This window comes from Streptomyces sp. GLSS-08 (genome assembly GCF_056387915.1).
Genome location: NZ_JBWJAQ010000004.1, coordinates 393,359 through 419,383 on the forward strand (window position 1 = coordinate 393,359; position 26,025 = coordinate 419,383).

Consider the following 26,025-nt stretch of genomic DNA (forward strand, 5'->3'; position numbering starts at 1 on the left):
TCGTAGCGACGGAGGGCACCGGCGAGACCGGTGCCCTCCGGGGAGCCGGGACGGCTAGCCGGCGGCCGCGTCGCACGCCTGGGCGCGCAGTGAGCGCGCCAGGTCGTCCCGTGCCTCCAGGACCAGGCGGCGCAGCGCGGGCGGCGCCCCCTCGTGCGCGGACAGCCACGCGTCCGTCGCGTCCAGCGTCATGGGCGAGTCCTGCAGGGCCGGGAACAGGCCCCGGACCACGTCCATCCCGATCTGGATGGAACGCTCCGCCCACACGCGCTCGATCGCCTCGAAGTACTTCGCGGTGTACGGCGCGGTCAGTTCGCGCTGGGACGGCCGGCCGAAGCCCGCGATGGTCGCCTCGACCAGCGCGTTCGACAGCGCGTCGGACTCCACGACGGACGCCCAGGCCTGCGCCTTGACCGCCGCCGACGGGCGGGCCGCAAGGCAGCGCACCTGGTGCCGCTTGCCGGACGCGGTGTCGTCCCGGGCCAGCTCGGCGGCCAGCACCGACTCGTCGGCCTCACCGGCCGCGGCGAGCGGCTCCAGGAACGCCCACCGCAGCTCCTGGTCGACGTCCAGGCCGTCGATCCTGGCCGTGCCCTCCACCAGCCCCTTCAGCAGCTGGAGATCGCCCGCGCCGGACGCGACGCGGGCGAGGAACCGGGCCCAGGTGAGCTGTTCCTGGCTGCCCGGCTCGGAGATCCGCAGCTCCTTCAGCGCGCCGTCCGCGAGCAGCCGGCCGCCCTCGGGCCGCCAGACGGGCGCCGCGTAGTGGGTGAGCGCCGAGTGCGCCCAGGCGTGCAGCATCTGGAGCACGCCGATGTCGGACTCGCGCCCGGCGAACCGCAGCACCAGCCCGATGAAGTCCCGGGCCGGCATGAGCCCGTCGCGGGTGAGGTTCCACAGGGCCGACCAGCACAGGGCGCGGGCGAGCGGGTCGGCGATCTCGCCCAGCCGCTCCCGCAGCGTCGCCAGCGAGTTCTCGTCGAAGCGCACCTTGCAGTACGTCAGGTCGTCGTCGTTGACCAGGACCAGGTCGGGCGCCTCGGCACCGGCGAGTTCGCCGACGACGGTGCGCGGGCCCTCGACGTCCACCTCGGCGCGCGCGTACCGCTCCACGGCACCGCCGGACGAGCGCCGGTACAGGCCCACCGCCACCCGGTGCGGCCGCACCTCGGGGTGCGACTCCGGTGCCTCCTGGACGACGGCCAGCTCCGTGATCCGGCCCTCCGCGTTCAGGATCACCTGCGGGGTAAGGGAGTTGACGCCGGCGGTCTGCAGCCAGGCCCGCGACCAGGCGGCCAGGTCGCGTCCGCTGGTCTCCTCCAGCACCGTCAGCAGGTCGCCCAGGCGCGTGTTGCCGTACGCGTGCCGCTTGAAGTAGCGGCGGGCGCCTTCGAGGAACGCGTCCCGGCCGACGTACGCCACCAGCTGCTTGAGCACGGACGCGCCCTTGGCGTACGTGATGCCGTCGAAGTTGAGTTTGGCGTCCTCCAGGTCACGGATGTCGGCCGTGACCGGATGCGTGGACGGCAGCTGGTCGGCGCGGTACGCCCACGCCTTGCGGTTGTTGGCGAAGGTGATCCAGCCGTCGGTGAACCGGGTCGCCTCGACCATCGAGAAGCTGCCCATGAAGTCGGCGAAGGACTCCTTGAGCCACAGGTCGTCCCACCACCGCATGGTGACCAGGTCGCCGAACCACATGTGCGCCATCTCGTGCAGGACGACATTGGCGCGCCGCTCGTACGACGCCTGCGTCACCTTGCCGCGGAAGATGAACTCCTCCCGGAAGGTGACGAGTCCGGGGTTCTCCATCGCGCCGAGGTTGTACTCGGGCACGAAAGCCTGGTCGTACTTCCCGAAGGGGTACGGGTAGTCGAAGTGGTCGTGGAAGAAGTCCAGGCCCTGCTTGGTGACGAGGAAGACGTCGTCCGCGTCGAAGTGCGGGGCGAGGCCCTTGCGGCACATCGCGCCGAGCGGGATCTCCAGCGTCGTACCGTCGTCGAAGGTGCGCAGGTAGCGGTCCGTGACGTAGTGGTACGGACCGACGACGAACGCCGTGATGTACGTCGAGATCGGCTTCGTCTCGGTGAACTTCCATACCCCGTCCGTCAGTTCGCCGATGCCGTTGCTCCACGCCGTCCAGCCCTCGGGGGCCCGCACCTCGGCACGGAAGGGCGCCTTGAGGTCGGGCTGCTCGAAGGTGGCGAAGACCCGGCGGGAGTCGGCGGGCTCGTACTGCGTGTACAGGTAGACCTCGCCGTCCTCCGGGTCGACGAAGCGGTGCATGCCCTCGCCGGTACGGGAGTAGGCGCACTGGGCGTCGACGACCAGCACGTTCTCGGCGGCGAGGTCCTCCAGCCGGATCCGCGCACCGTCGAAGACGGCACCGGGGTCCAGGTCCCGGCCGTTCAGCGAGACGGCGGTCACGCTCGGGGCGATCAGGTCGGCGAACGTGGCGGCGCCGGGCTCGGCGCAGCGGAACCGGACGGTGGTCACGGACCGGAAGGTGCGCGGCTCGCTCCCGGCGTCCCCCACGGCGGACCGCAGGTCGAGGGACACCTCGTACCCGTCGACGGACAGCAGCGCGGCCCGCTCCCGGGCTTCGTCGCGGGACAGATTCTCACCGGGCACGGGCGGCACTCCTTCGTGACGTGATCGGTACGCGTGAACAGGACCGATCCTGCCATGTGCTCCTGACCGCGGGCACCCGGGAATGGCCGGGGCGCGTGCCGGTGTTGCCCTGGGGAAACAGACCTCACGAGGAGAGCCATGTCCGAGAAGACTCCTGTCGACTTCTGGTTCGACCCGCTGTGCCCCTGGGCCTGGATGACCTCGCGCTGGGTGCTGGAAGTGGAGAAGATCCGCGACATCGAGGTCCGCTGGCACGTGATGAGCCTCGCCGTCCTGAACGAGTCGAGGCTGGACGAGCTGCCCGAGGAGTACCGCGAGCTGCTCTCCACCAAGGCGTGGGCCCCGGTCCGCGTGGTCACGGCGGCCTGGCAGAAGCACGGCGACGACGTCCTCGGCCCGCTCTACACCGCGCTCGGCACCCGTTTCCACAACCAGGGCGAGGACGCGACCCGCGAGGCGATCGCGGCGGCGCTCGCCGACGCCGGTCTCCCGGCGGACCTGATCGACTACGCCGACCAGGAGGACTTCGAGTTCGACGCGCAGCTGCGCGCCTCCCACAAGGAGGGCATCGACAAGGTCGGCCAGGACGTCGGCACCCCGGTGATCGCCGTTCCGGGCGCGAACGGCGAGCAGATCGCGTTCTTCGGGCCGGTGGTCACCCCGGCCCCCCAGGGCGAGGACGCGGGCAAGCTGTGGGACGGCACCCTGCTGGTCGCCTCGGTCCCCGGCTTCTACGAGATCAAGCGCACGCGCACCAAGGGCCCGGACTTCAGCAACCTGTGAGCCACCGGGGTCGCCCGTGCCGCCCGGCCGGAGCGCGCCCCGTGCGCGAGGCCCCCGCGAGTCACGTCCTCGCGGGGGCCTCACGTCTTTTCCGCCTGCGCGTGAAGGGTGAGAAGACGATCACGAGCAGGACGATGGGGGGTCCCTTCAGGGAGCGAGCAGCAGCACGTCCGTGCGGGACGCGGCGGCGGCGTACCGGCGGGCGACGTCCTGCCAGTCGACGACCTGCCACATGGCCTCGACGAAGTCGGCCTTCTGGTTGCGGTACTGCAGGTAGAAGGCGTGCTCCCAGGCGTCGAAGACGAGGATCGGGGTCGCGCCCTGGCCCACGTTGCCCTGGTGGTCGTAGACCTGCTCGACGATCAGCCTGCCGCTGAGCGGCTCGTACGCGAGGACGCCCCAGCCCGAACCCTGCGTGGTCGCCGCGGCCTTCGACAGCTGCGCCTTGAAGGCCCGGAACGAGCCGAAGGACTCGGTGATCGCGTCGGCCAGCTCGCCCACGCCGTCCGCGGCCAGCGGTTCGCCGCCGCCCCCGCCGGTCATGTTGTGCCAGTAGATCGAGTGCAGGATGTGCCCGGACAGGTGGAACGCCAGGCTCTTCTCCAGGCCGTTGACCGCGCCCCACGTCTCCTTGTCACGCGCCTCCGCGAGCTGCTCCAGCGTGTCGTTGGCCCCTTTCACGTACGCCGCGTGGTGCTTGTCGTGGTGCAGCTCGATGATCTCGGGGCTGATCACGGGCGCGAGCGCGGCGTAGTCGTACGGCAGCTCGGGAAGTGTGTAGACGGCCATGCCAGGGATCCCCTCCGACGTCTTGTTGCAAGTTACTTGCAACTGCACGCTAACAGCAAGAGTCTCGCTCCATCCGCCGGGACATGCGCAGGGGCCCCGCACGGAAAGGGCCTGCGGCATGCGCAAGGGCCCCCGCACGGACCGTCTCCGTGCGAGGGCCCCTATGGGCGCCGGGTCAGCCGCGGGCGCGCGTCCGCTGCCGGACGTAGCCGACGGCCGCCAGGAACGCCGTCATCCCGCCCGTCGAGTACAGCTGCACCCGGGTGTCCGGCTGCCGCGCCATCAGGACGAGGATCGCGGCCATCGCCGCCAGCGCCACCCAGGTCAGCACCGGGAACGCCCACATCCGCACCGCGAGCCGCTCCGGCGCCTCCCGCTCCAGCGTGCGCCGCAGCCGCAGCTGCGCCACCGCGATGAAGATCCAGACGACCAGGATCACCGCGCCGATCATGTTCAGCAGCCACGGGAAGACGTCGTCGGGCCGCCAGTAGCTGAGCAGCACGCAGCCGAAGCCGAACACGGAGGAGGCCAGCACCGCGGCCCGCGGTACGCCGCCGGAGACCCGGCCGAGCGTCTTCGGCCCCTGCCCCCGCTCCACCAGCGAGTACGCGATGCGCGAGGCGCCGTAGACGTTCGCGTTCATCGCCGAGAGCAGGGCCACCAGGACGACCACGTTCATCAGCTGCGCGGCGCCCGGGATGCCCAGCTGGTCGAGGGCGGCGACGTACGGGCCCTTCTCGACGACCTCGTCGGAGTCCCACGGGACGAGCGTCACGATGAGCGCCATCGAGCCGATGTAGAAGAGCGCGATGCGCCACATCGCGGTGCGCACGGCCCGCGCGACGCCCTGGACCGGGTTCTCGGACTCGGCCGCCGCGATGGTCACGGTCTCCAGGCCGCCGTACGCGAAGACGGACGCGAGCAGGCCGATGACCAGCCCCTCGCTGCCGTTCGGCAGGAAGCCGCCCTCGCCGGTGAGATGCGCCGTGCCGGGGGAGTCGGTGCCGGGCAGCAGTCCGGCGACGGCCAGCACCCCGAGCGCCAGGAACAGGGTGATCGCACCGACCTTGAGTGCGGCGAACCAGAACTCGAACTCGCCGAAGTTCTTCACGGCCGCGAGGTTGGCCGCGCAGAAGGCGACCATGAACAGCGCCACCCAGGCCCACTCCGGCGTACCGGGCAGCCAGCCGGTGACGATCTTCGCGGCGCCGATGCCCTCCAGTCCGACGGCCGTGCACAGCAGCACCCAGAACGACCAGCCGGAGGCGAAGCCCGCCCATGGTCCGATCGCCCGCTCGGTGTGCGCGGAGAAGGAGCCGGACGAGGGGTGAGCGGCCGACATCTCGCCCAGCATGCGCATCACCAGCATGACGAGCAGACCGGAGACGGCGTACGCGACGACGATCGACGGGCCGGCGGCGGCGATGCCCGCGCCGGACCCGACGAACAGGCCCGCCCCGATCACCCCGCCGAGAGCGATCATCGACAGGTGGCGCTGCTTGAGTCCGTGCGAGAGCGGCGGTGCCGGGTCGGCGGTGGCGTCGTCGGGTCGGTCGACGCCGCTGTCGGGAGCGGTCCGGGACATGGCGTGGGGGAGTCCGTTACGTGAGACGGGGCAAAAACGCCCACAGTCTGGGCAGTCCCCCCGCCCGACGAAGGAACTGCCCAACATGCGGACACCCACGATACGGAACGTGAGGGTCCGGTTACCTGGCGGGTATCAGGCGGCCACCGGCACGGGCGCGGGCACGGCGACGGGCGTGTAGTGCGAGGCGTCGCCCGTGATCGCGTGGCTCTCCCGGCCGTCGACACCGACCGGCACGTCACCGGCGACCGTCACCCGGTGCAGCCGGCGCGGCAGACCGTCGTAGTTGTCAATGGCGTAGTGCTGGGTGATCCGGTTGTCGAAGAGGACGAGCTGGTCCGGGGACCAGCGCCAGCGAAGCACGTTCTCCGGCCGGGTCACGTACGACTGGAGCAGTTCCAGCAGCTTGCGGGACTCCGCCGCCGACAGGCCGACGATCCGCTGCGCGAAGCCGCCGATGAACAGGCCGCGTTCACCGGTCAGCGGGTGCACCCGGACGACCGGATGGGCCGTGCGGTACACGATGGACGTGAACTGGGCGCGCTGCCCGGCCGTTTCCTCGTCGATCTCCTCGTCCGGCACGGCGTAGTCGTAGTCGTTGGTGTGCTCGGCCCACAGGGTGTCGGCCAGCGAGCGCAGCGGGCCGGGCAGGTCGCGGTACGCGGCGGCGGAGCTGGCGATCAGCGTCTCCCCTCCGTACGGCGGCACCGTGATGCTGCGCAGGGTGCTGGCCTGCGGCGGGTTGAGGACGAAGGTGACGTCCGTGTGCCAGTGGTTGGCGCGACCGTGCTCGCTGTCGACGGCGAGCACGTTCGGGGCGCCGTCGACGGCGGGCACCGTGGGGTGCGCGGTGGTGAGGTCGCCGAAGTGCCGGGCGAAGGCCTGCTGGCCCGCGTCGTCCAGTCCGGCGGCGTCGAACACCAGCGCCTTGTGCCGGCCGAGGGCCTCGCGCAGGATCGCGACGGTCTCCTCGTCCAGGGGTTGTGCGAGGTCGACGCCGGACACCTCGGCGCCGATGCGGGCGGTCACCTTGCGGATCTCGATCTCGGGCATGGGGGACGGTCCTTTCGAGGGTGGCTCGGGAGGGGACGGGCGGACGGGCAGCGGTGGCGCTCAGTGCGCGGCGAGGGCCGGCGCGGCGGCGTACTGGTTGACGGGGCGCGGCAGTCCGTAGCGCTCGCGCAGGGTCTGGCGCGGGCCGTACTCCGCGCGGAGCAGTCCGCGGGCGCGGAGGACCGGCACCACGTGGTCGACGAAGAGTTCGAGGCCGGACGGCAGCACGGCGGGCATGATGTTGAAGCCGTCGGCGGCACCGAGCCGGAACCACTCCTCGATCGCGTCGGCCACCTGCTCCGGAGTGCCGGCGAACGTCAGATGGCCGCGCCCGCCGCCGAGCCGGCCGATGAGCTCGCGGACGGTCAGCCGCTCGCGGCGGGCGAGTTCCACCACGAGCGTGTAGCGGCTCTTGGCCCCCTCGATGGCGCTCTCCGGCGGCAGGTCGGCGGGCAGCCGCGCGTCGAGTTCGAGCGTGCCGGGCTCCACCCGCAGCAGGTCTTCCAGCCGGGCCAGTCCGTGCTCGTACACGATGTGGTCCTCGAGGACCGCCTCGTGCCGACGGGCCTCGGCCTCCGTGGAGCCGATCACGGGGACGATCCCGGGCAGGATCTTGATGTGGTCGCGGTCCCGGCCGGCCCGCTCGGTACGGGCCTTGAGGTCGGCGTAGAACGCCTGCGCGTCGGCCAGGGTCTGCTGGGCGGTGAAGACCGCCTCCGCGTACCGGGCCGCGAACCGTCTGCCGTTCTCGGACGAGCCCGCCTGGACGAGCAGCGGGTAACCCTGCGGTGTGCGCGGCACGTTGAGCGCGCCTTCGACGCTGAAGTACGTCCCCCGGTGCCGCGGCGGGTGGATCTTGTGCTCGTCGCCCCAGACCCCGGCGGCCTTGTCCGCGACGACCAGGTCGTCCTCCCAGCTGTCCCAGAGCTTGAGCGCCACGTCCAGGAACTCGGCGGCGCGCTCGTAGCGGGTGGCGTGGGCCGGCTGGTCGTCGAGGCCGAAGTTGCGGGCGGCCTCGGCTCCTGCGGTGGTCACGATGTTCCAGCCGGCGCGCCCGCCGCTGAGGTGGTCGAGAGAGGCGAGCCTGCGGGCCAGGTTGTAGGGCGAGTTGTAGGAGGTCGACGCGGTGGCGATCAGGCCGATGTGTTCGGTGACGGTGGCCAGCGCGGTGAGCAGGGTGATGGGTTCCAGGGCGCCGGACGGCCGCTGGCCGACGCTGTTGAAGAGCACCGGACCGTCGGCGAGGAACAGGGAGTCGAAGGTGCCGCGTTCGGCGGTGCGGGCGAGGTCGCGGTAGTGGGCCAGATCAACGCTCGCGTGCGGGTTGCTCTCGGGCAGTCGCCAGGAGGCCTCGTGGTGGCCGGTGTTCATCAGGAAGGCGTTGAGGTGCAGTCGGCGCTCGGTCACTGGGTTCTCTCCTGGTCGGGCACGTCGTCCGCCTGGTCCACGTGCTGTTGTGCCGGGGTCTCCCGCCGCCCCGGGCTCTTCTCGTGTCCGGTCACGCCGAGCGCGCCGAGCAGCAGTTCGCGGTACTCGCCGAGCAGCGGATCGCGGTACGAGCGCGGATGCGGACGCTCGATCGTCAGGTCGAGGCCGATGCGGCCCCGGTCGAGGACGAGGACCCGGTCGGCGAGCACGATCGCCTCGTCCACGTCGTGGGTGACGAGGAGGACGGAGGGCCGGTGCCGTTCCCACAGCTCGCGCAGCAGGGTGTGCATCCGGATCCGGGTGAGTGCGTCCAGTGCGCCGAACGGCTCGTCGGCCAGCAGGAGTTCGGGATCCCGCACCAGGGAGCGGGCCAGCGCGGCGCGTTGTGCCTCACCGCCGGACAGCTCGCTCGGCCAGGCCCGTTCGCGTCCCGCGAGTCCCACCTCGGCGAGGGCGGCGCGACCGCGCAGCGCGGCCTCCTTGCCGTCCGTGCCGAGCAGCACGTTGTCGAGCACCCGGCGCCAGGGCAGCAGCCGTGAGTCCTGGAAGACCACGGACACCCGCTCCGGCGCGCTCAGTTCACCGCTGCCGGTGACGCTGTGGTCGAGTCCTGCGATGGCGCGCAGCAGGGTGCTCTTGCCGGAACCGCTGTGCCCGAGGAGGGCGGTGAACTGGCCGGGCGGAAGATCGAGGTCGATGCCGTCGAGGACGGTGCGCTCCTCGAAGGAGCGGGTCAGGCCCCGGAGCCGGACGGCCGGCCGGGTCAGTTGCTCAGTGTGCGTCGCCATGACAGCACCCTCCGTTCGACGAGGCGGACCGCGGTGTCGGAGACCAGGCCGAAGACGCCGTAGATCAGCAGGCCGACGAGGATGACGTCCGTCTGGCCGTAGTTCTGGGCCTGGAACATGAGATAGCCGAGGCCGCTGGTGGCGTTGATCTGCTCCAGGACGACCAGCGACAGCCAGGAGCCGGTCACCCCGAGCCGCAGCCCGACGAAGAAGCCGGGCAGCGCTCCGGGGACGACGATCTGCCGGACGAAGCGGAGCCTGGACAGGCCCTGCACCTCGGCGAGTTCGACATAGCGGTGGTCGATGCCGGACAGGGCGGCGTGCAGGTTGAGGTAGATCGGGATGTAGACGACGATGGCGATGATCGCGATCTTGAACGTCTCGCCGATGCCGAGCCACAGGATGAACAACGGGATCAGCCCGAGGGTGGGGATCGCCCGGTTGAGCTGCACGGTCCCGTCGATCAGCGCCTCGCCGACCCGGCTGAGCCCGGCGGCCAGGGCGAGCGTCACCCCGGCGGTCAGCCCGAGGGCGAACCCGTAGGCGGCGCGGCGGAGCGAGGTCAGTACATCGGTGGGGAGCGTGCCGTCCGTCCACAGATGCCCCGCGGTGCGCAGGACGGTCCAGGGCGCCGGGATCGCACCGGGGTCCAGCTGTCCCGCGGCGGACGCGAGGGCCCACAGCGCGGCGAAGAGCGCGGGGCCGATGATCCGGGAGGCGGGCAGCCGCTTGCCGGGGGCCAGGCCGCGGCGCCGGGTGCGGCGGTCCCGGCCGGGAGTCCCGGCGGGTGCGGCGGCGGGGGAGACGGCTGCCGGTGCCGGTGCGGTGGTCGTCACGGCGCTCACCTCCGGTACTCGGCCGGCACGGCCTTGGCGGCGATGCCCTCGAAACGGCGGTCGAAGAGGGAGCCGACCTTGAACGCCTTCACGAAACCGCCCTCGGCCAGCAGGTCGGCCGTCTCCTGCTCCCAGGCCACTGCCTTGTCCCAACTCGGCGGAAAATACGGCTTGTTCGCCAGCTCCGTGATGGACTTCGCCTGGGCGAGGCTGAGGTTCTGCGTCTTGACGTAGAACTCCTCGTTCCAGGCGTCGGGGTGCTCGTAGGCCCACACCTGGCCCTTGGCCCAGTGCGGGATGTACGCGGCGACGGCGGCGGCCTTGGCGGGGTCGGACAGCACCGGGGTGGGCGCCCACAGCAGGTTGAGCAGGTCGACGACATCGGTCTTGATGGTGTGCGCGCCCTTGGCCCGGTACTGCTTCAGGTAGGCCGGCGCCTGGCTGTTGGCGAGCGGGGCGATGTCCACCTGCCCGGCCTGGAGCGCGGTGAGGAACTGGTTGCTGGTCAACGGCACCAGCTCCACGTCGTCGTACGCCAGCCCGGCCTTCTTCAGGGCGCGCAGAAGGACGACGCCCTGCGCCTGACCCTGCGAGAACGCGAGCCGCCGGCCCTTGAAGTCCCGCACGTCCTCGATGTCGCTGCCGGGCTTGGTGGCGAAGAGGTAGTTGGGCTTGCGGGTGACGTTGATCGCGACGATCTTCGCGTCGAAGCCCTGGTAGTGCGCCTGGATCGGCGGGATGCCCGCGTTGTTGGCGAGGTCGAGGGACTTGGCTCGGAAGGCGTTGATGACGTCGGGACCGGCGCCGATGTTGGGCCAGTCGGTGACCGTGAACGGCAGGTCGGACAGGCCCGCCAGCTTGAACTGGAGTTGCTGGACACCCTGGTAGGAGGCGATCTTCAGGCGGGTGCCGGCCGGGACGTCGGAGGACAGCGGGGCGGTCGCGGACCGCTTGGTGCCGGTGTCGGCGGCGCTGCTGCCCGCGCAGCCGCTGAGCCCGGCCGCGGCGGCGGCGCCGAGCAGGGAGGACAGGAACAGCCGTCGGTCTACACCGGACGCGGGCAGTGGTGGCATGGCGGGGCTCCGTGAGGTCGGGACGAGGGGGCGCGCGGTTCCGGGCAGGGCGAAGCGGACGGAGGAGTCCGCGCGCAGGAAGAGGCACGCGCAGGAAGAGGCACGCGCCGAAAGCGCGGCCGGACAAGAGGCGGAAGAAGAGATCGGGAGGGGCCGGCCGAGGGACCGGCGGGATGCCCTGACGCCCAGGGGTCCGCTCCGGGAAGGCAGCGGCCGGGTCCCGCGCTCCGGAAGGAAGCGGCCCGAGAGGACGTCAGAACGTCAGAACGTCAGAACGTCGGAAGGTCAGTGCCTCAGCAACACAGCGTGCGGCCGACCCGCATCAGGTCGACGACGCGGCACTTGGTGAGCGGAACCCGCCGCGCCGGCGACAGCGCGCCACCGGCGTTCCGGTCGCGGCCCTGCCGCAACCGGAACACCGGGGAATGGTCCTGCGCGCTGCTCATGCAAAGGATGTTCCCGGCCACGCGTGACGCCTGTCAACATTCCGAGTTTCTGAATTAAGTCGGCCCGGGTGGCGTGCCCAACGGGTCCCGGTAGAGCACGTCGAGAGCCACCGAGCCGCCCGCCACGGCCAGCACCGAGTCCGGGAAGCTGGTCGGCACGACCGCCGCCGCCCGCTCCGCACCCACCTCCTCCCGCAGCGCGGCCAGGCAGTCCTCCCGGTGGACGACGCCGACCTCGGTGACGACGACGGTGTCCGGATTCAGCACGTCGAGGAGCAGCGCCGCCGCCCGGCCGACCAGCCGGGCCCGCTCCAGAAGCAGACGCACGGCGACCGGATCGCCACCGGCCGCGGCACCGACCACGTGCATCGGGTTCACCGTGTCGGCGACCCCCTCCGCACGGGCCCGGCGGCACAGCGTCCGCTCGCTCAGCTCGGCCTGCAGGCAGCCGGTCCGGCCGCACCCGCACGCCTCGGTGCCGCCCGCCAGCGGCAGATGCGCGATCGCCCCGGCCTGCGAGCGGGGGCCGTGGTGCACCTCGTCGTTGGTGGCGAAGGCGGCGTCCACCACATTGCCGACGAACAGGTGCAGGACGCTCCGGCTGCCCCGCGCCCGCCCGAACAGCCGCTCCGCGTTGACCAGCGCCCGCGCGTGCCCGTCCACGTGCACCGGCAGCCCGGTGCGCGCCCCGACCGCCTCCCGCACGGCCACGTCACGCCAGCCGAGGAGGGGGTGCTCCACGACGGTCCCGGAGTCCCTGTCCACCCAGCCCCCGGCCGCCACGCCCACCCCCAGCGGAGTGCGTCCCGGCGCGCCGGCCAGCAGCGCGCCCAGTCCGTCCGCGGCGTTCGCCAGCACCCGGCCCGGTTCGGTGCCGTCGTGCCGCAGCCGCCGTTCAGCGACGACCCGGCCGCGCAGGTCGAGCAGCGCCACCGTGGTGTACGGCACCGCCACGTGCACTCCGCCGACCACGAAGCGGGAGTCGTCCAGGTCCACGGGCTGATGCGGACGCCCGACGCCGTTCGGCCGCCGGGGCAGCGGCGCCTCCCGGATCAGGCCGAGCGCGGCGAACCGGCCGCAGTAGTCGCTCACCGACGCCGGGGAGAGGCCGGTCAGGCGGGCGATGGTGCTGCGCGCCACGGGCCCGTGTTCCAGTACGGACCGCAGGATCGCGCTGGCGCTGGTCCTGCGCCGGTCACTGTCGACGGCGCGCCGGACGTGCGCGGGCGCCGCGGGGGGTGGGGGAGAAGGGGTGAGGGAGCGGGGCATGGGAGACGTCCTCGGAGTCGGTCCGGCACTGCGCCTGGTGGTCTCGGCGAGCCGGATCCGCTCCGCCCGCCTCAGCCCGGACGACAGGTGGCCGTGCCCTGGCGGCGCAGGTCGACATAGCGACGCGACGCGAAGTTCTCGGACTGGGCGGTCATGTCCCGGAGCGTAGAGCCTGCCCGGCGGTTCCGGCCAGGCCCCGGCGCCCGGGACGCACCAAAGGCGAGGCGGAGGCCTTTGGCGGGTCCCTACAGTCCCGGTCCACCCGTCCCCGTGGGCAAACCGACCCCACCACAGTGACCAGCATCACGCTGCCGTGGGTGTCCCCGGCGTTCTTTGTCGGAAGGGCACCAAGCGCACGTTCCCCCCTTTGTCGAGCGCTGACGGTGATCGGCCCAAGTGCCCTGGGATAGCGTCACGGTGTCCCGAACCGTGAGAAGCCGCCGGAGTCCCCATGAGTACCGCTGTCGTGACCGCCCGCCCCCGCCCGGTCCTCGCCGACCTGCTGCCCGCCTCCCGCGTCAGGGACGTGGCGCTCGTGGCCGGCGGTGCCGCGCTCACCGGGCTCGCCGCCCAGCTCTCCGTGCCCGTGCCGGGCTCCCCGGTGCCGGTGACCGGCCAGACCTTCGCGGCGCTCCTCGTCGGCACCGCGCTCGGCGCGGGCCGCGGCCTGTTCTCCCTCGCCCTGTACGCGCTGCTGGGCCTTGCCGGTGTCCCGTGGTTCGCCGAGGGCGGCTCGGGCGTCACCGTGTCGTTCGGCTACATCCTCGGCATGCTCCTGGCCGCCACCGTCGTGGGCGCGCTCGCCCGCCGCGGCGCCGACCGCTCGGTCCTGCGCATGGCGGGCACGATGCTCCTCGGCGAGGCGATCATCTACGCGATCGGCGTCCCCTACCTGGCCTTCGCCGCCGACATGTCGCTCACCGCGGCGATCGCGGCGGGCCTCACCCCGTTCCTGATCGGCGACGCCCTCAAGGCCGCCCTGGCGATGGGCGTGCTGCCGACCGCCTGGAAGTTCCTCGACCGCTGATCCCTCAGGCACCCCCGAAGAGGTTCGCCGGGTCGTACACCGACTTCAGCCCGGCGAGCCTCTCGCGCGTTCCGGGGTCGTACAGCCCGTCCAAGCGGTCGCCGGCCCCGAACGCGAAGTTGCGCATGCGCCCGGTCGTCCACGGCTCCAGCAGGGCGAAGGCCGGATCCAGCAGGGCGCGTGCCCGTGTCCGGTCGGCCATCGCCAGCAGCCGGACCAGGAAACGCCCCGCTCGGTGCGGCACGGAGTTCGGCGCGGGCCGGGTCAGCGCCCCGCCCAGGTGGTTGATCTGCACGGCGCACATGACGGGTGCCTGCGGCCCCGTCAGGGCGAGCAGCGCGGACACCGCCTCGACGTCCAGCTCCCGCAGCACCGCGTTGTCCCCGTAGTACGTGTGCGGGAAGTCCGGATCGCTGTGGATGGTGTGGCTCTCGGAGTACGGCATCTCGCGCAGCGAGTCCGTGAGCGCCGGGCCGATCCCCCGCAGCGGGGCGACGAGTTGCTCGCCCTCGGCGGCCGGACCCGGGTGGGCGACGCGTACGGACACGGCGTACCGTCCGCGCAGCCGCGGCGGCAGCCCCGGCACGTCCGGGTACGGCACGGCGGCGAACGACGAGGTCAGGCCGTCGGGGACCGTCCGCGTCCAGCGCTCGTACGCCCGCAGCGCGGACGCCGGGTCGACCTCGCGCCCGTCGAAGGCGAGCGAGCCGCCGTACAGCCGGGTCACCGGCACGAGCTCCGTCTCCAGTGCGGTGACGATGCCGAGGTGGTGCCCGCCGCCGAGCAGGGCCCAGTACAGGCCGGGATCCGACGCCCGGGTCACCCGGCGGAGCCGCCCGTCCCCGGTGACCACGTCCAGCGAACGTACGTGATCGGCCGCGTACCCGAACTCCCGTGCCAGGATGCCCAGTCCGCCGCCCAGCGTGTACGAGACGGCGCCCACGCCCGGCGCCGACCCGTTGAGCGGGGCCAGCCCGGAAGGCCCGGCCGCCGCGATCACGTCGGCCCAGCGGACGCCGGCCTGGACACGGGCGGTGCGGGCCCGGGCGTCGACCGTGACGCCGGCCATGCGCCGCGTCGTGACGAGTACCCCGCCCTGCGAGTCGCCCGGCAGCCCGTGCCCGGTGGCCTGGACGCCGACCGGCAGGCCCGCCGCCGCGGCGTGACGCACCGCGGCGGCCACGTCGTCGGCGCCGGCCGCCGCGAAGACGACGGCGGGCCGCTGCGTGAAACCGGTCTGGAATCCTGCGAGTTCGTCCTCGTAGCCCGCGTCGCCGGGCCGCAGGACGAGCCTGCTGTGGGTACTGTCCACGGTGTTCATGGACGGCATCGTGCCCGCATAACCTGACAGGTGCCGTCAGGTTACCGAGGGGCGGTGCGGGCCGGGCACCGCGTACGGCCTCCCGGCCCGCCCCACGTGCGGATACGGCCGCCCCACGTGCTCGTACGGCTTCCGCTCAGCCGCTCAGACCGGCTGCTGCCCCGCCCCGCCGCGGACGCCGTCGGGTCGTCCACCACAGGCCGGCCGCACCCGCGCCGACGAGTGCGGCGCCGGCCGCGCCGAGCGGCACGACCCGGTCCGCGGGGCCGGTCCTGGGCAGCTCGTCGCCGTCGGGCGCCACCGGAGTGTTGTCGGTGCCGAGCAGCAATGGAGTGGCCGGTGCGTTCGGCGACGGATTCGTCGTACCGAACGGCACCGGACCCTGCTGCCAGTACGTCTTCTTCCCGGCGCCGTCCTGGACCGGCAGGCAGAGTTCTCCGGCCTTCTTCAGATCGAACGTCGCGTCGACGTCGTAGGACTTCGTGGCACCGGCCGCCAGCTTGCCCACGGCGCAACTGAAACCACTGTTCGATTTCGCGGGAAGATCCTCGGCGGCGATGGCGGAACACCCCTCGACATTCTTGACGCGCAGGCCGTCGAAACCGACCACCAATAGCCGGAGGGTGTCGCTCTCCTTGGTCCCCTCGTTCTTCACCGTGGCGGTGATCGATGTTTTCAGCGAGCTGTTGTCGACCGAGATCCTCCCGGGCAGCCGCGTGATCGGCCGCACGCCCGCGGGCGCCTCGTCCACCGCCTTTCCCCCCTTGCTGCTTCCCGGCCCCGTGTCGTCCGCGACGGCGGAACAGGAAAGGATCAGCACGGCCGAGAAAGATGCCGTGAGCAGCGATCCCGCGATGGTCGTCGTGCGACGAGAACTCATGTTCGTCCCCCTTGGCTGCGCCTGAATTCGCAGTACTTGAAGAGGTACCACAAGATTTCTCCGCACTATGCTGGTACGGCGTGAAGTGTGACCATTGTGTTTCCGCTGTTACGGACGTCCGTGGCGCGTGTGAAGGGGGTGCAGGGGATTGCCGGGAAATGCGTACGACGGTGTTCCGGGATTATTGGTGACCGGTCGTTATCGGCTGGTCGAAAGCATAGGCCAGGGGGGAATGGGGCGGGTGTGGCGAGCATCCGACGACATGCTCGGCCGATGGGTGGCCGTCAAGGAAATGCGGATCGACGGACTCGACCCGAAGGACACCCGCACCCGCCGGGAACGCACCTTGCGCGAAGCCAGGGCCACGGCTCGGATGGACCATCCCAACGTCGTCCGCATCTACGACGTGGTGGACGAGGGCGAACGGCTCTGGATCGTCATGGAACTGGTCGTCGGCCGCTCCCTCGAACAGATCGTGGCGGCGGACGGCCCGCTCACCGTGCGCGAGGCGGCGCGGCTCGGGCTCGGACTGGTCGCGGCGCTGCGCCAGGTGCATGCCGGGGGCGTCCTGCACCGCGACATCAAGCCGGGCAACGTCCTCGTCGAGCGACGCGGCCACCGCGTCGTCCTCACCGACTTCGGCATCGCCGCGATGCAGGACGCGAAGGCGCTCACGATGGCCGGGATGCTCGTCGGTTCCCCCGACTACATGGCACCCGAGCGGGTGTCGGGGCAGCCGCAGGGCCCACCGTCCGACGTGTGGTCCCTCGGCGCGACGCTGTGCGCGGCGCTCGGCGGACGCTCCCCGTTCTCCCGCTCGACGACTTTGGCGACGCTGCACGCCGTGCTGTACGAGCAGCCCGAACTGCCCCTGTCAGCAGGGGACTTGAGGGACATCCTGGCAGCCCTGCTGGAGAAGGATCCGTCGACTCGCCCCGGCCTCGCGGCACTCGAGTCGGCCCTGACACCGATCGCCTGCCCGGCGACCGGGACCCGTCCCGGACCGGCGCCCGACGAAGTACCCCGGCCCACACCGGATACGACGAGCAACCCCGGCGGGATGGGGTTGCGGCAGCCACAGCCAAGGACCGACGGCGGCCCGCAGCAGGCACCGAAGCCTGGAACCGACCCCGACCCCGACCCCGACCCCGACCCCGAGGGGGCTTCCCGCGCAGCCCCGGAGGTGGCCCCCGGCCCCGGCTCCGAAACGGCTTCCCGCCCGTACCCGGAGATGGCCCCCGACCCCGAGCAGGAGCTGAGGCCTGGGACAGGCCGCGGCCCGGAGCCGGAGCCGGGGACCGACCTCGGCCCAAACCCGGCGACGCTCCCTCGCCCCGTCCCGCAGGCCACCTTCCGCCCCGCCCCGGAGGCGGAGCGAACCCCCGGGGAAGGTCCGACGCGTGAAGCGCCGCAACCCGTGGGACCCGTCCCGCCCGCGCTCCGCACGGTGTCACCGACGCGTGCGCTCGGGCGGCCCGGCCCGGTCCAGGACGCGGTTCCGGTACGACGCACCCCGACCGTCACGGCCGGCCGCACTCCGGGGGCCGTCCCCGGCACCGACGCGAGCCGTGCAGCGGCAGCACCCCCACCAGAGACCCTCGCGCCCCCCGAGACGCCGACACGGGCCCGGCCGGCCGCGAAGCCGACCGAGCCGGCCACCATGCCCCCGGGCGAACTGCCTCCACCCGCCGCGTCGGCCCCCCGGCCGAGTTCGCGCCGCACGGTGCTCGCCGCCGGCGCGGCGGTCCTCGCGGGAGCCGCCGCCGCGCTCGTGCTCGCGGCGGCGGGCGGCTCTCTCGGCCGGGACGACGGCGCCTCTCCCTCGTCGCCGGTACCGTCCGTCACGGCGGACACCGGGACCGGCAACGGGACCCGCACCGGCACCGGGACAGGCGCCCCGTCGTCCGCCACGCCCACCGTCGCGGGCACCTCGCGCCCGCCGAGCCTGCCGCCGGGCGCACGCCGGGAGGCCGGAGGGTTCGCGTGGGTGACGCCGGAGGGCTGGCGACGGGACCTGAGAACGGGCGCCGAGGTGCACTACACCTCACCGGACGGCGGACAGGAACTGGTGGCCAGGTCGTCCCTGGCCCGCGGCGACCTGATGAGGACGTGGCGGACGTCGGAGCGGAACGCCCACCAGGGGCGGGACTACCGCAAGATCCGCCTGGAGGAGACGACGTTCCGGGGCCGGCCCGCGGTCGTCTGGGAGTACACGTTCGCGCTCAAGGGCGTGCGGTGGCACGCCCGTCTGCTCGGCTTCGAGGCCGAGGGCACGTCGTACCAGATCAACACCTGGTACCAACCCGGCATCGAGAGCCGGGCGTTGCGCACCTACGAAAAGGTCAAGAACAGCTTCACCGTCCTGTGAGGGCGCCGGCCCGGCAGAGCCGTACCCGCCCCCGCCGCAAGGCGCACGACACAAGGCGTCCGCCGCACGGCGCACGGGTGGGGCCCCGCGGCACACGCCGCGGGGCCCCACCCTCGCACTCCGGGGTACCGGTCACCCGGCCGTCAGCAGCCGGCGTCAGGCACCGGCCTCGGCCTGCGCCTCGTCCCGGGAGGCGTCCGTCACCGGCTGCGCGGGCCGGCCGGCACCCATCCGCTGGCGGACCAGCGCGATCGTCAGGACCACGGCCGCGACGAGCAGCGACAGCAGGACGGTCTCGCGTCCGTCGTGCTCCGTGTCCGTCAGCATGTAGCCGAGCACGAAGACGATCATCGCGGCGGTCGCCCAGGTGAGGTACGGGTACAGCCACATCCGCACGACCAGCTTCTCCGGCGCCTCACGCTGGATGATCTTGCGCATGCGCAGCTGGGAGAAGCAGATGGCCAGCCAGACGAACAGGGCCACCGCGCCGGAGGAGTTGACCAGGAAGAGGAAGACGGAGTCGGGGAACTTGTAGTTGAAGAAGACGGCGACGAAGCCGAACACCACCGAGACCACGATGGCGGTCATCGGCACACCCCGTGCCGTCGTCCGCGCGAACGCCTTCGGCGCGTCCCCGCGCTCACCGAGCGAGAACGCCATCCGGGAGGCCGTGTACAGACCGGAGTTGAGGCAGGACAGCACCGACGTCAGCACGATGAAGTTCATGATCTGACCGGCGTGCGCGATGCCCAGGGAGTTCAGCGCGGCGACGTAGGAGCCCTCGTCGGCGATGGCCTTGTCGTTCCACGGCAGGAGCGCGACGACGACGAGGATCGAGCCGAGGTAGAAGACGGCGATCCGCCAGATGATGCTGTTGGTGGACTTGGTGACCGCGCGCTGCGGGTCCTCGGACTCACCGGCCGCCAGCGTGGCGATCTCGCTGCCCATGAAGGAGAAGACCACCAGCAGGACACCGGTGAGGATCGCGCCGGGCCCGTGCGGGAGGAAGCCGCCGTGCTCGGTCAGGTTGCCGAGCCCCGCCTTGTCCGCGTCGACGCCGGGCAGCACGCCGAAGACGGCCAGACCGCCCACCACGATGAACGCGCCGATCGCGACGACCTTGATCCCGGCGAACCAGAACTCGAACTCGCCGTACGAGCCGACCGAGACCAGGTTGGTCGCGGTGAGCACCACCATCACGATGAGCGCCCAGCCCCACTGCGGAACGGCCGGCATCCACCCTTCGAGGATCTTGGCCCCGGCGGTGGCCTCCACGGCCAGCACCACCACCCAGAAGAACCAGTAGAGCCAGCCGATCGAGAAGCCGGCCCAGCGGCCCAGCGCGCGGTCGGCGTGCGCCGAGAACGAACCGGACGTCGGATTGGCCGCGGACATCTCGCCGAGCATCCGCATCACCAGCACGACGAGCGTGCCGACAAGGGCGTAGGACAGCAGGATGCCCGGGCCCGCGGTGGCGATGCCGGTGCTGGAGCCGACGAACAGTCCGGCTCCGATGACACCGCCGATGGCGATCATCGACAGGTGGCGGTTCTTCAGTCCGGCCTGGAGTCCGCCACCGGGTTCTCCGGGGCTCTCCGGGCCGTGTCCGGCCTTCGACAGGGTCGGCTGCGAGGTCATGGGACGAGTTCCTTTGTGCCGAGTGTGCAGATTTCCCGTACGAGCGGTGTACGGCTCCTCATACGAGCGGTGTACGAGTCGGTCCAGTGAAACGGAGGCCACGGAATTCGTGAACCTTTGATTCCGGATCGTTACTTGAGGTTTCCCTGAGGTTTAGTGGCTCAGGCCACTCTTTTCTCCGGCGGCACCCGGCGAGGCCGGACGGGTACGGGCGTGTCACACTCGGAGCATGCGCGTGTACCTCGGCTCCGATCATGCCGGTTTCGAACTGAAGAACCACCTCGTGGAGTGGCTCAAGGCGGCCGGCCACGAGCCCGTCGACTGCGGGCCGCTCATCTACGACGCCCAGGACGACTACCCGCCCTTCTGCCTGCGCGCGGCACAGCGCACGGCGGCGGACCCGGACTCCCTCGGCATCGTGATCGGCGGCTCCGGCAACGGCGAGCAGATCGCCGCGAACAAGGTGGCCGGCGTGCGCGCCGCCCTCGCCTGGAGCGAGGAGACCGCCTCGCTCGGCCGCCAGCACAACAACGCCAACGTGGTCGCGGTCGGCGCGCGCATGCACACGCAGGAGGAGGCGACGAAGTTCGTCGAGACCTTCCTCGGCACCCCGTTCTCGGGCGACGAGCGCCACGTCCGCCGCATCGACATGCTCTCCGCCTACGAGACCACCGGCGACCTCCCCGAGATCCCGCCCCACCACCCGCAGCAGTAGCGCTCCGCCAAGAACGCCGGACGGGAAGTCTCAGCCCGTCCGGCGTCCAGGAGTGAGCGAAGCGCGCCAGGGGGCGCGGGGGCACAGCCCCGGAAACGGGACGGGCAGGGGCGGAAGGGGTGAAAACCCACCCCCCAGGACGGACGACGCAGGAGGACCCCGTGCCCGAGGGGCACACGATTCACCGCCTGGCGGAGGACTGCGCCGCGGCCTTCGCCGGCCGCAGAACCCGCGTCACCAGCCCCCAGGGAAAATTCACGGACGCCGCGGCCCTGCTCGACGGCGCCGTCCTGGAATCCGCTGACGCCCACGGCAAACACCTCTTCCTCGGCTTCCGCGCAGCCGAGTGGATCCACATCCACCTCGGCCTCTTCGGCAAGGTCACCTTCGGCCCCGCCCCGGCCCCGCCGCCCACGGACACCGTCCGCCTCCGCCTCGCCGACGCCAGGTCGTACGTCGACCTGCGCGGCCCCACGACCTGCGCCCTGATCACCGACGCCGAGAAGCAGGCGATACACGGCCGCCTCGGCCCGGACCCGCTGCGCCCCGACGCCGACCCGGCCGGGGCCTACCGCCGGGTCTCCCGCAGCCGTACGACGATCGCCGCCCTGCTGATGGACCAGAAGGTGATCGCGGGCGTCGGCAACGTCTACCGCGCCGAGGTCCTCTTCCGGCACCGCATCGACCCGTACCGGCCGGGCAAGGACATCACCCCGGCCGAGTGGGACGCGATCTGGGCCGACCTGGCCGCCCTGATGCGCGAGGGCGTCCGCCACAACCGCATCGACACCGTCCGCCCGGAGCACACCCCCGAGGCCATGGGCCGCCCGCCGCGCGTCGACGACCACGGCGGCGAGGTCTACGTGTACCGCAGGGCCACCCTGCCCTGCCACGTCTGTGGCGGCGAGATCCGCACCGCCGGTCTCGCCGCCCGCAACCTGTTCTGGTGCCCGGCCTGCCAGACCGCGTGACGGTCACCGGACTCCGTGACGGTCACCGGACTCCGTGACGGTCATCAGACCCCGTGACGGTCACCGCATCCCGTGACCGTCAGAAGCCGTGCGGCAGCCACGGCGCGACCGCCGAGGTGAACCCCGCCGACGCCTCGGCCACCGCGTCCTGCCGCAGCTCCCGCACCAGCCCCGCCCCCGCGAGCGACGCCAGGGACACCCCGCCGAGGTACGCCGACCCCAACTCCTTCACGGACAGGGCGAGATCGGCCGCGTCCTCCGTGCGCACGCAGGACGCGCCCTTCGTGTCACCGGAGAGCCGCCAACGCCCCGCGTTCCAGGGGCAGAACGCGTCCTCGACCTCGAACACCACGTCCACCGGCGCCCGGTAGGTCCGCGCCGCCAGCGCGGCTCCGACGTCGACGAGCCGTACGTGCAGCGCGTCCCGCGTCCGCAGGTTGCAGCGCCGGATGTCGGACACCAGATGCTGCCACCCCTCGTCCACGGGACGGCCCCGGGTGCGCAGCGTGCTCGTCAGGTCGACGTCGAACAGGAACCGCCACAGCGCGGCCCGCACCAACGGGTCGAGCCCCTCCAGGTCCTCCAGGACGACCGTGCCGTTCTGCCCGGACGGAGTCCACTCGGGCTTGACCCGGAAGCGTGCGTAACCGGCGACCTCCCCGTCCCGCTCCGCGACCACGCACTGCAGCGCCGAGGCACCGCCCCGCTCACTCTCCGGGTCGAGCAGCGCGACCCGCTCCCAGCCGGGGCGGCGCGCCAGCATGCCCGGACGGCCGGGCACCAGCCGCGCGTACACCGCCTCGCACGCGTCGAGCACGTCGGCCGGCGGCGCGTACCGAAGGCGTACGTCATCGGTGCCGGGCGGCACGGACAGCCGCACCCGGGCGGTGTCGATCTCGGCGTTCACGTTCAGGGTGCCGGTGCCGTAGCCGAACCGGCCGTAGATCACCGGCTCCGAGGCGGTCAGGACGGCCACCGGCTCGCCCCACGAGCGGATGTCGTCCAGCTGCCGGCGCATCATCGACGTCAGTACCCCCCGCCGCCGGTGCGTCGCCGCGACGCTCACCATGGTGACGCCCGCGGCGGACACGCAGGCCCCGCCGGGTACCGAGAGGCCGAAGGTGAACGCGCCCGCGCTGCCGACGCACTCGTCGCCGTCCCAGACCCCGATGGCACGGTCGTACTCGGTGAGCGCACGCCCCAGCTCGCGCTCCTCCGACGACTCCTTCACCCCGCCGAAAGCCCGGATCAAATTGCCGTACCAGGCGTCCCACTCGGCCGGTTCGAGCACGCGCACATCAGTCGTCATGGGCCATGCCTATCAGGGCAATGCGGTGCGAGCGAGGGAATTTCGCCCGGGTTACCGGAACCGTTCTTCCGTGAAGTTCTCTGTGAATTTGAGCGCTCGGACGAGGGACAAGTGGGACCTCCCGTGCCAAGGGACTGGTCCGATGGATAGGGTCCCGAGCAATGGCAGCAGGACGAGGGCGGCGCACGGCCGCCGAGACGTTCACGGCCCGGTTGAAGAAACAGTGGCACCGGGTCCGCACCGCCCTGCGCAGATCCGCCGTCGACTACTTCCGCGGGGACGGTTCGGACTGGATCGCGCTGGTCGGTCTGCTCCTGACGATCCCGTTGATCGCGGCCACCACGATGGTCAACTCCGTGTGGTGCTCACCCGCCGCGCTGGTCCTGCCGATCGTCGCGGGCGGACTGCTGCTGCGGCCGGCGAGCCTGCTCGGTCTGTACGCCGCGGCGGCCACCGCGCTGATCGTGGAGTCGGTCAGGCTCGGCCCGTACACGCAGGGCCCGTCGCGGGTGACGCCGGGCGTCGTGCTCGTCGTCGCGGCCTGCGGCTTCTTCGGGCTGCTGATCGCCCAGTTCCGCAGCCGGGTCGGCGTGCCCTGGCGGCGTGGCGGCACCATGCTCTTCGACCTGCGCGAACGGATCCGGGTGCAGAGCAAGCTGCCCCAACTGCCGCAGGGCTGGCACCGGGAGATGGCGCTGCGCCCGGCGGGCGGGCAGTCGTTCTCCGGTGACTTCGTGGTGGCCGCCCGGACGAACGGCGGGCGCACCCTGGAGGTCGTCCTCACCGACGTCTCCGGCAAGGGCATGGACGCGGGATCGCGCGCGCTGCTCCTGTCGGGCGCCTTCGGCGGCCTGCTGGGATCGCTGCCGCCGCACGCCTTCCTGCCCGCGGCCAACGGCTACCTCCTGCGCCAGGACTGGGACGAGGGCTTCGCGACCTCGATCCACCTGGTCCTCGACCTTGACTCGGGCGACTACGAACTCTTCTCCGCCGGCCACCCACCGGGCCTCCAGCTCAGCGCGGGCAGCGGGCGCTGGGAGGAGAAGGTGGCCGAAGGCCCCCTCCTCGGGGTGTACGACGGCGCGCAGTTCGACCCCGTGAAGGGCTCGCTGCGCCCCGGAGACGTCCTGATGCTGTTCACCGACGGCCTCGTGGAGACCGCCGAACGCGACATCGTGGAGGGCATCGACCGGCTCACCGGAGAGGCCGACCGCTATGTGGGGGGCGGTTTCCACGGGGCCGCCTGGCATCTCATCGAGACGGTCGCGAAGGACGTCAACGACGACCGGGCCCTGCTGCTGATCTGCCGCGACGGACCCACGGCCGCCCGCTGAACGCCGGCGCCCCGGGGCGGACGGGGCTGGGGGACACTGGGGGAGTGACGCAGACTCTCCTGACCCTGGCCGAAGTCGAAGCCCTCGCCCGCAAGGCGCACGCCGCGCAGACCGACAAGGCGGGCCGGCCGTACGCGGAGCACCTCCAGGCCGTGGCCGAGGGGGTGCGCGAGCGCGGCGGCGACGAGGAGCAGCTTGCGGCGGCCTGGCTGCACGACGCCGTCGAGGACGACGCGCTGTCGCGGGAGTGGCTGAGCGGGGCCGCGCTGACCCCGCGCACCAAGGACATCGTCCTCGCGCTCACGAAGACCGAGGACGAGCCCCCGGAGTCGTACGCGGAACGCATCCGCTCGACTCCGGGGGCCCTGCTGGTGAAGGCGGCGGACCTGGCGCACAACGCCGACCCGGCCCGGCTCGCGGCCCTCGACGAGCACACCCGGGCCCGGCTGGCGAAGAAGTACGCCACGATGCGCGCACTGCTCGGCCTGCCGCCCTCGTGAGCCCCGCCCCGGAAGGACCGGTCACGCCGCCGATTTGACCCTGGCGCGCTCGCGGGCGAGCTCCGTCGCGTCCTGCCGGAAGGCCCACTCCATCTTCGGCTCCATCGCCCAGCGGAACACGCGCTGCACGGGCGGGGTGCACAGCACGGTGATGACCACGGCGGCGAAGAGCGTCGCCAGGATCTCGCCGTACGGCTTCTGCAACCAGGCGTAGCTGTCGTACCAGCCCCAGAAACGGGAGCCCTTGGCGAGGAAGCCGTGCAGCAGGTAGCCGTACAGCGTGCCCGCGCCCAGCACCGTGAACCACATCTTCCGGCGCGGCACCCAGGCGAAGAAGCACGAGGTGAGGACCATCGAACTGCCGAACAGCGCGAGCGTCATCACGACACCGGCCCACCACGGGGCACCCAGTTCCTGAGCGCTGTCACGGTGGTAGAACCAGGCCGAGTTCATCCGCGGCCCCACCCAGTACGCCACCGCCAGCGCGGCCGCGAAGAGCGGCAGCGACAGGACGCGGACCTCGCGGCGCCGCATCAGCTGGAAGTACTCGGGCTTCATGAACAGGCCCATGACGAAGAACGGCAAGAACTGCAGCACCCGTTGCAGGTCGAGGTCGTCGCCTATGTCGGGCGAGACCGAGGCCAGGACGGCGACGGCCAGCGCGAGCGGCACCGGCCAACGCACGACCTTCCACAGCGGGGTGGTCAGCCGCCACACGAACAGCGCGACCAGGAACCAGGTGAGGTACCAGGGGTCGAGCAGGCTGATCGGGTGCGTCGGGTCGTCGTCCGCGTACCGCTTGAAGAAGGAGTACGCGACCTCGAAGAGCACGTACGGCACGGCGACGCCGGTCACCAGCCGCCTGAGCCGGTCGGCGCGCATGTCGAAACTGCGGGAGAAATAGCCGGAGATGAGGATGAACGCCGGCATGTGGAACGTGTAGACGACCATGTACAGCGCCTCCGCGGCGCGGCTGTGGTCGGTCAGCGGTTCCCACGCGTGACCCATCGCGACGAGGACGATCGCCAGGTACTTGGCGTTGTCGAAGAACGCGTCACGCTGTTTGAGCGGCTTGCCCGCGGGGGAGGCGGTCGTGGCGACCGGCTGTGCGGGGTGGGGCGAGCGCGGACTCGGCACTCCGTCCGCCGGCTGCTGTGCCGGGGGGAGCGGCGCTCTGTCGTGGCCGTACGGACGCAACGAGTTCGTCACAGGCCCTCCCGCCAGGAACTCGGCGGGACGGTCCATGACCTCGCTGCACTTGCGGGGGACGAGGCAGCGTGGAAC

22 protein-coding genes are annotated in these 26,025 nt (G+C 71.9%); 7 read left to right on the forward strand and 15 right to left on the reverse strand.

Going from position 1 to position 26,025, the window contains the following annotated elements:
• Positions 1-54: 54 nt before the first annotated feature.
• Positions 55-2,628, reverse strand: a complete 2,574-nt coding sequence (pepN, locus tag AC0ZLC_RS09785; RefSeq protein WP_476751498.1) for an aminopeptidase N — start codon at positions 2,626-2,628, stop codon at positions 55-57.
• A gap of 138 nt (positions 2,629-2,766) precedes the next feature.
• On the opposite strand from pepN, the gene AC0ZLC_RS09790 reads away from it, so the two are divergent.
• Positions 2,767-3,411, forward strand: coding sequence for a mycothiol-dependent nitroreductase Rv2466c family protein (locus tag AC0ZLC_RS09790; protein ID WP_476751499.1), 645 nt, complete (start codon positions 2,767-2,769; stop codon positions 3,409-3,411).
• Between the two features lie 147 nt (positions 3,412-3,558).
• On the opposite strand, the gene AC0ZLC_RS09795 is transcribed toward AC0ZLC_RS09790, so the two are convergent.
• From AC0ZLC_RS09795 to AC0ZLC_RS09835, 9 genes are all read right to left on the reverse strand, one after another.
• Complete coding sequence (locus tag AC0ZLC_RS09795) at positions 3,559-4,200, reverse strand: superoxide dismutase (protein ID WP_476751500.1); 642 nt, start codon at positions 4,198-4,200, stop codon at positions 3,559-3,561.
• Between the two features lie 175 nt (positions 4,201-4,375).
• Positions 4,376-5,785, reverse strand: a complete 1,410-nt coding sequence (locus tag AC0ZLC_RS09800) for an amino acid permease (protein ID WP_476751501.1) — start codon at positions 5,783-5,785, stop codon at positions 4,376-4,378.
• Between the two features lie 135 nt (positions 5,786-5,920).
• Complete coding sequence (locus tag AC0ZLC_RS09805; protein WP_476751502.1) at positions 5,921-6,838, reverse strand: TauD/TfdA dioxygenase family protein; 918 nt, start codon at positions 6,836-6,838, stop codon at positions 5,921-5,923.
• Positions 6,839-6,898: 60 nt separating this feature from the next.
• Positions 6,899-8,245 (reverse strand): LLM class flavin-dependent oxidoreductase, encoded by a 1,347-nt coding sequence (locus tag AC0ZLC_RS09810; protein ID WP_476751503.1) that lies wholly within the window; start codon positions 8,243-8,245, stop codon positions 6,899-6,901.
• A complete protein-coding gene (locus tag AC0ZLC_RS09815; protein WP_476751504.1) occupies positions 8,242-9,054 on the reverse strand; it encodes an ABC transporter ATP-binding protein in 813 nt (270 codons plus the stop codon). The genes AC0ZLC_RS09810 and AC0ZLC_RS09815 overlap by 4 nt, the downstream gene beginning before the upstream one ends.
• A complete protein-coding gene (locus AC0ZLC_RS09820; protein WP_476751505.1) occupies positions 9,030-9,899 on the reverse strand; it encodes an ABC transporter permease in 870 nt (289 codons plus the stop codon). Before AC0ZLC_RS09820 ends, AC0ZLC_RS09815 begins: the two co-directional genes overlap by 25 nt.
• Positions 9,896-10,963 carry an ABC transporter substrate-binding protein gene (locus AC0ZLC_RS09825; protein WP_476751506.1) on the reverse strand — a complete coding sequence of 356 codons (1,068 nt, stop codon included), beginning with the start codon at positions 10,961-10,963 and terminating at the stop codon, positions 9,896-9,898. Before AC0ZLC_RS09825 ends, AC0ZLC_RS09820 begins: the two co-directional genes overlap by 4 nt.
• A 293-nt stretch (positions 10,964-11,256) precedes the next feature.
• Positions 11,257-11,409, reverse strand: a complete 153-nt coding sequence (locus tag AC0ZLC_RS09830; RefSeq protein WP_476751507.1) for a hypothetical protein — start codon at positions 11,407-11,409, stop codon at positions 11,257-11,259.
• A 54-nt stretch (positions 11,410-11,463) separates the two neighbouring features.
• Positions 11,464-12,678 (reverse strand): ROK family protein, encoded by a 1,215-nt coding sequence (locus AC0ZLC_RS09835; protein ID WP_476751508.1) that lies wholly within the window; start codon positions 12,676-12,678, stop codon positions 11,464-11,466.
• 451 nt (positions 12,679-13,129) lie between these two features.
• Here AC0ZLC_RS09835 and AC0ZLC_RS09840 point away from each other — a divergent pair, with 451 nt between their 5' ends.
• Positions 13,130-13,705 carry a biotin transporter BioY gene (locus tag AC0ZLC_RS09840; RefSeq protein ID WP_476751509.1) on the forward strand — a complete coding sequence of 192 codons (576 nt, stop codon included), beginning with the start codon at positions 13,130-13,132 and terminating at the stop codon, positions 13,703-13,705.
• A gap of 4 nt (positions 13,706-13,709) precedes the next feature.
• Here AC0ZLC_RS09840 and AC0ZLC_RS09845 read toward each other — a convergent pair whose 3' ends face one another.
• Both AC0ZLC_RS09845 and AC0ZLC_RS09850 read right to left on the reverse strand, forming a co-directional pair.
• On the reverse strand, positions 13,710-15,026 hold the full coding sequence (locus AC0ZLC_RS09845) for an FAD-binding oxidoreductase (RefSeq protein ID WP_476751510.1): 1,317 nt from the start codon (positions 15,024-15,026) through the stop codon (positions 13,710-13,712).
• A 136-nt stretch (positions 15,027-15,162) separates the two neighbouring features.
• Positions 15,163-15,906 carry a hypothetical protein gene (locus tag AC0ZLC_RS09850; protein ID WP_476751511.1) on the reverse strand — a complete coding sequence of 248 codons (744 nt, stop codon included), beginning with the start codon at positions 15,904-15,906 and terminating at the stop codon, positions 15,163-15,165.
• Positions 15,907-16,138: 232 nt separating this feature from the next.
• On the opposite strand from AC0ZLC_RS09850, the gene AC0ZLC_RS09855 reads away from it, so the two are divergent.
• Positions 16,139-18,274, forward strand: coding sequence for a protein kinase domain-containing protein (locus tag AC0ZLC_RS09855; RefSeq protein WP_476751596.1), 2,136 nt, complete (start codon positions 16,139-16,141; stop codon positions 18,272-18,274).
• Positions 18,275-18,430: 156 nt separating this feature from the next.
• Here the strand turns inward: AC0ZLC_RS09855 and AC0ZLC_RS09860 are convergent, their stop codons facing one another.
• Positions 18,431-19,912, reverse strand: coding sequence for an amino acid permease (locus AC0ZLC_RS09860; RefSeq protein ID WP_476751512.1), 1,482 nt, complete (start codon positions 19,910-19,912; stop codon positions 18,431-18,433).
• A gap of 229 nt (positions 19,913-20,141) precedes the next feature.
• On the opposite strand from AC0ZLC_RS09860, the gene AC0ZLC_RS09865 reads away from it, so the two are divergent.
• Positions 20,142-20,627, forward strand: coding sequence for a ribose-5-phosphate isomerase (locus AC0ZLC_RS09865; RefSeq protein ID WP_476751513.1), 486 nt, complete (start codon positions 20,142-20,144; stop codon positions 20,625-20,627).
• 161 nt (positions 20,628-20,788) lie between these two features.
• Positions 20,789-21,598: an Fpg/Nei family DNA glycosylase gene (locus AC0ZLC_RS09870; protein WP_476751514.1), complete on the forward strand. Its 810-nt coding sequence runs from the start codon at positions 20,789-20,791 to the stop codon at positions 21,596-21,598.
• Positions 21,599-21,677: 79 nt separating this feature from the next.
• On the opposite strand, the gene AC0ZLC_RS09875 is transcribed toward AC0ZLC_RS09870, so the two are convergent.
• Complete coding sequence (locus AC0ZLC_RS09875) at positions 21,678-22,907, reverse strand: GNAT family N-acetyltransferase (protein ID WP_476751515.1); 1,230 nt, start codon at positions 22,905-22,907, stop codon at positions 21,678-21,680.
• A gap of 161 nt (positions 22,908-23,068) precedes the next feature.
• Here AC0ZLC_RS09875 and AC0ZLC_RS09880 point away from each other — a divergent pair, with 161 nt between their 5' ends.
• Positions 23,069-24,241, forward strand: a complete 1,173-nt coding sequence (locus tag AC0ZLC_RS09880; protein WP_476751516.1) for a PP2C family protein-serine/threonine phosphatase — start codon at positions 23,069-23,071, stop codon at positions 24,239-24,241.
• Positions 24,242-24,285: 44 nt separating this feature from the next.
• A complete protein-coding gene (locus AC0ZLC_RS09885; RefSeq protein ID WP_476751517.1) occupies positions 24,286-24,741 on the forward strand; it encodes an HD domain-containing protein in 456 nt (151 codons plus the stop codon).
• 21 nt (positions 24,742-24,762) lie between these two features.
• On the opposite strand, the gene AC0ZLC_RS09890 is transcribed toward AC0ZLC_RS09885, so the two are convergent.
• Positions 24,763-25,950 carry an acyltransferase family protein gene (locus AC0ZLC_RS09890; RefSeq protein WP_476751597.1) on the reverse strand — a complete coding sequence of 396 codons (1,188 nt, stop codon included), beginning with the start codon at positions 25,948-25,950 and terminating at the stop codon, positions 24,763-24,765.
• Positions 25,951-26,025 lie beyond the last annotated feature (75 nt).

Excerpts from the sequence above, each read along its gene's own strand:
- AC0ZLC_RS09790 (WP_476751499.1), top strand. The coding sequence starts at position 2,767 with ATGTCCGAGAAGACTCCTGTCGACTTCTGGTTCGACCCGCTGTGCCCC.
- AC0ZLC_RS09795 (WP_476751500.1), bottom strand. The coding sequence starts at position 4,200 with ATGGCCGTCTACACACTTCCCGAGCTGCCGTACGACTACGCCGCGCTC.
- AC0ZLC_RS09800 (WP_476751501.1), bottom strand. The coding sequence starts at position 5,785 with ATGTCCCGGACCGCTCCCGACAGCGGCGTCGACCGACCCGACGACGCC.
- AC0ZLC_RS09805 (WP_476751502.1), bottom strand. The coding sequence starts at position 6,838 with ATGCCCGAGATCGAGATCCGCAAGGTGACCGCCCGCATCGGCGCCGAG.
- AC0ZLC_RS09815 (WP_476751504.1), bottom strand. The coding sequence starts at position 9,054 with ATGGCGACGCACACTGAGCAACTGACCCGGCCGGCCGTCCGGCTCCGG.
- AC0ZLC_RS09825 (WP_476751506.1), bottom strand. The coding sequence starts at position 10,963 with ATGCCACCACTGCCCGCGTCCGGTGTAGACCGACGGCTGTTCCTGTCC.
- AC0ZLC_RS09830 (WP_476751507.1), bottom strand. The coding sequence starts at position 11,409 with ATGAGCAGCGCGCAGGACCATTCCCCGGTGTTCCGGTTGCGGCAGGGC.
- AC0ZLC_RS09835 (WP_476751508.1), bottom strand. The coding sequence starts at position 12,678 with ATGCCCCGCTCCCTCACCCCTTCTCCCCCACCCCCCGCGGCGCCCGCG.
- AC0ZLC_RS09840 (WP_476751509.1), top strand. The coding sequence starts at position 13,130 with ATGAGTACCGCTGTCGTGACCGCCCGCCCCCGCCCGGTCCTCGCCGAC.
- AC0ZLC_RS09845 (WP_476751510.1), bottom strand. The coding sequence starts at position 15,026 with ATGAACACCGTGGACAGTACCCACAGCAGGCTCGTCCTGCGGCCCGGC.
- AC0ZLC_RS09850 (WP_476751511.1), bottom strand. The coding sequence starts at position 15,906 with ATGAGTTCTCGTCGCACGACGACCATCGCGGGATCGCTGCTCACGGCA.
- AC0ZLC_RS09855 (WP_476751596.1), top strand. The coding sequence starts at position 16,139 with ATGGGGCGGGTGTGGCGAGCATCCGACGACATGCTCGGCCGATGGGTG.
- AC0ZLC_RS09860 (WP_476751512.1), bottom strand. The coding sequence starts at position 19,912 with ATGACCTCGCAGCCGACCCTGTCGAAGGCCGGACACGGCCCGGAGAGC.
- AC0ZLC_RS09865 (WP_476751513.1), top strand. The coding sequence starts at position 20,142 with ATGCGCGTGTACCTCGGCTCCGATCATGCCGGTTTCGAACTGAAGAAC.
- AC0ZLC_RS09875 (WP_476751515.1), bottom strand. The coding sequence starts at position 22,907 with ATGACGACTGATGTGCGCGTGCTCGAACCGGCCGAGTGGGACGCCTGG.
- AC0ZLC_RS09880 (WP_476751516.1), top strand. The coding sequence starts at position 23,069 with ATGGCAGCAGGACGAGGGCGGCGCACGGCCGCCGAGACGTTCACGGCC.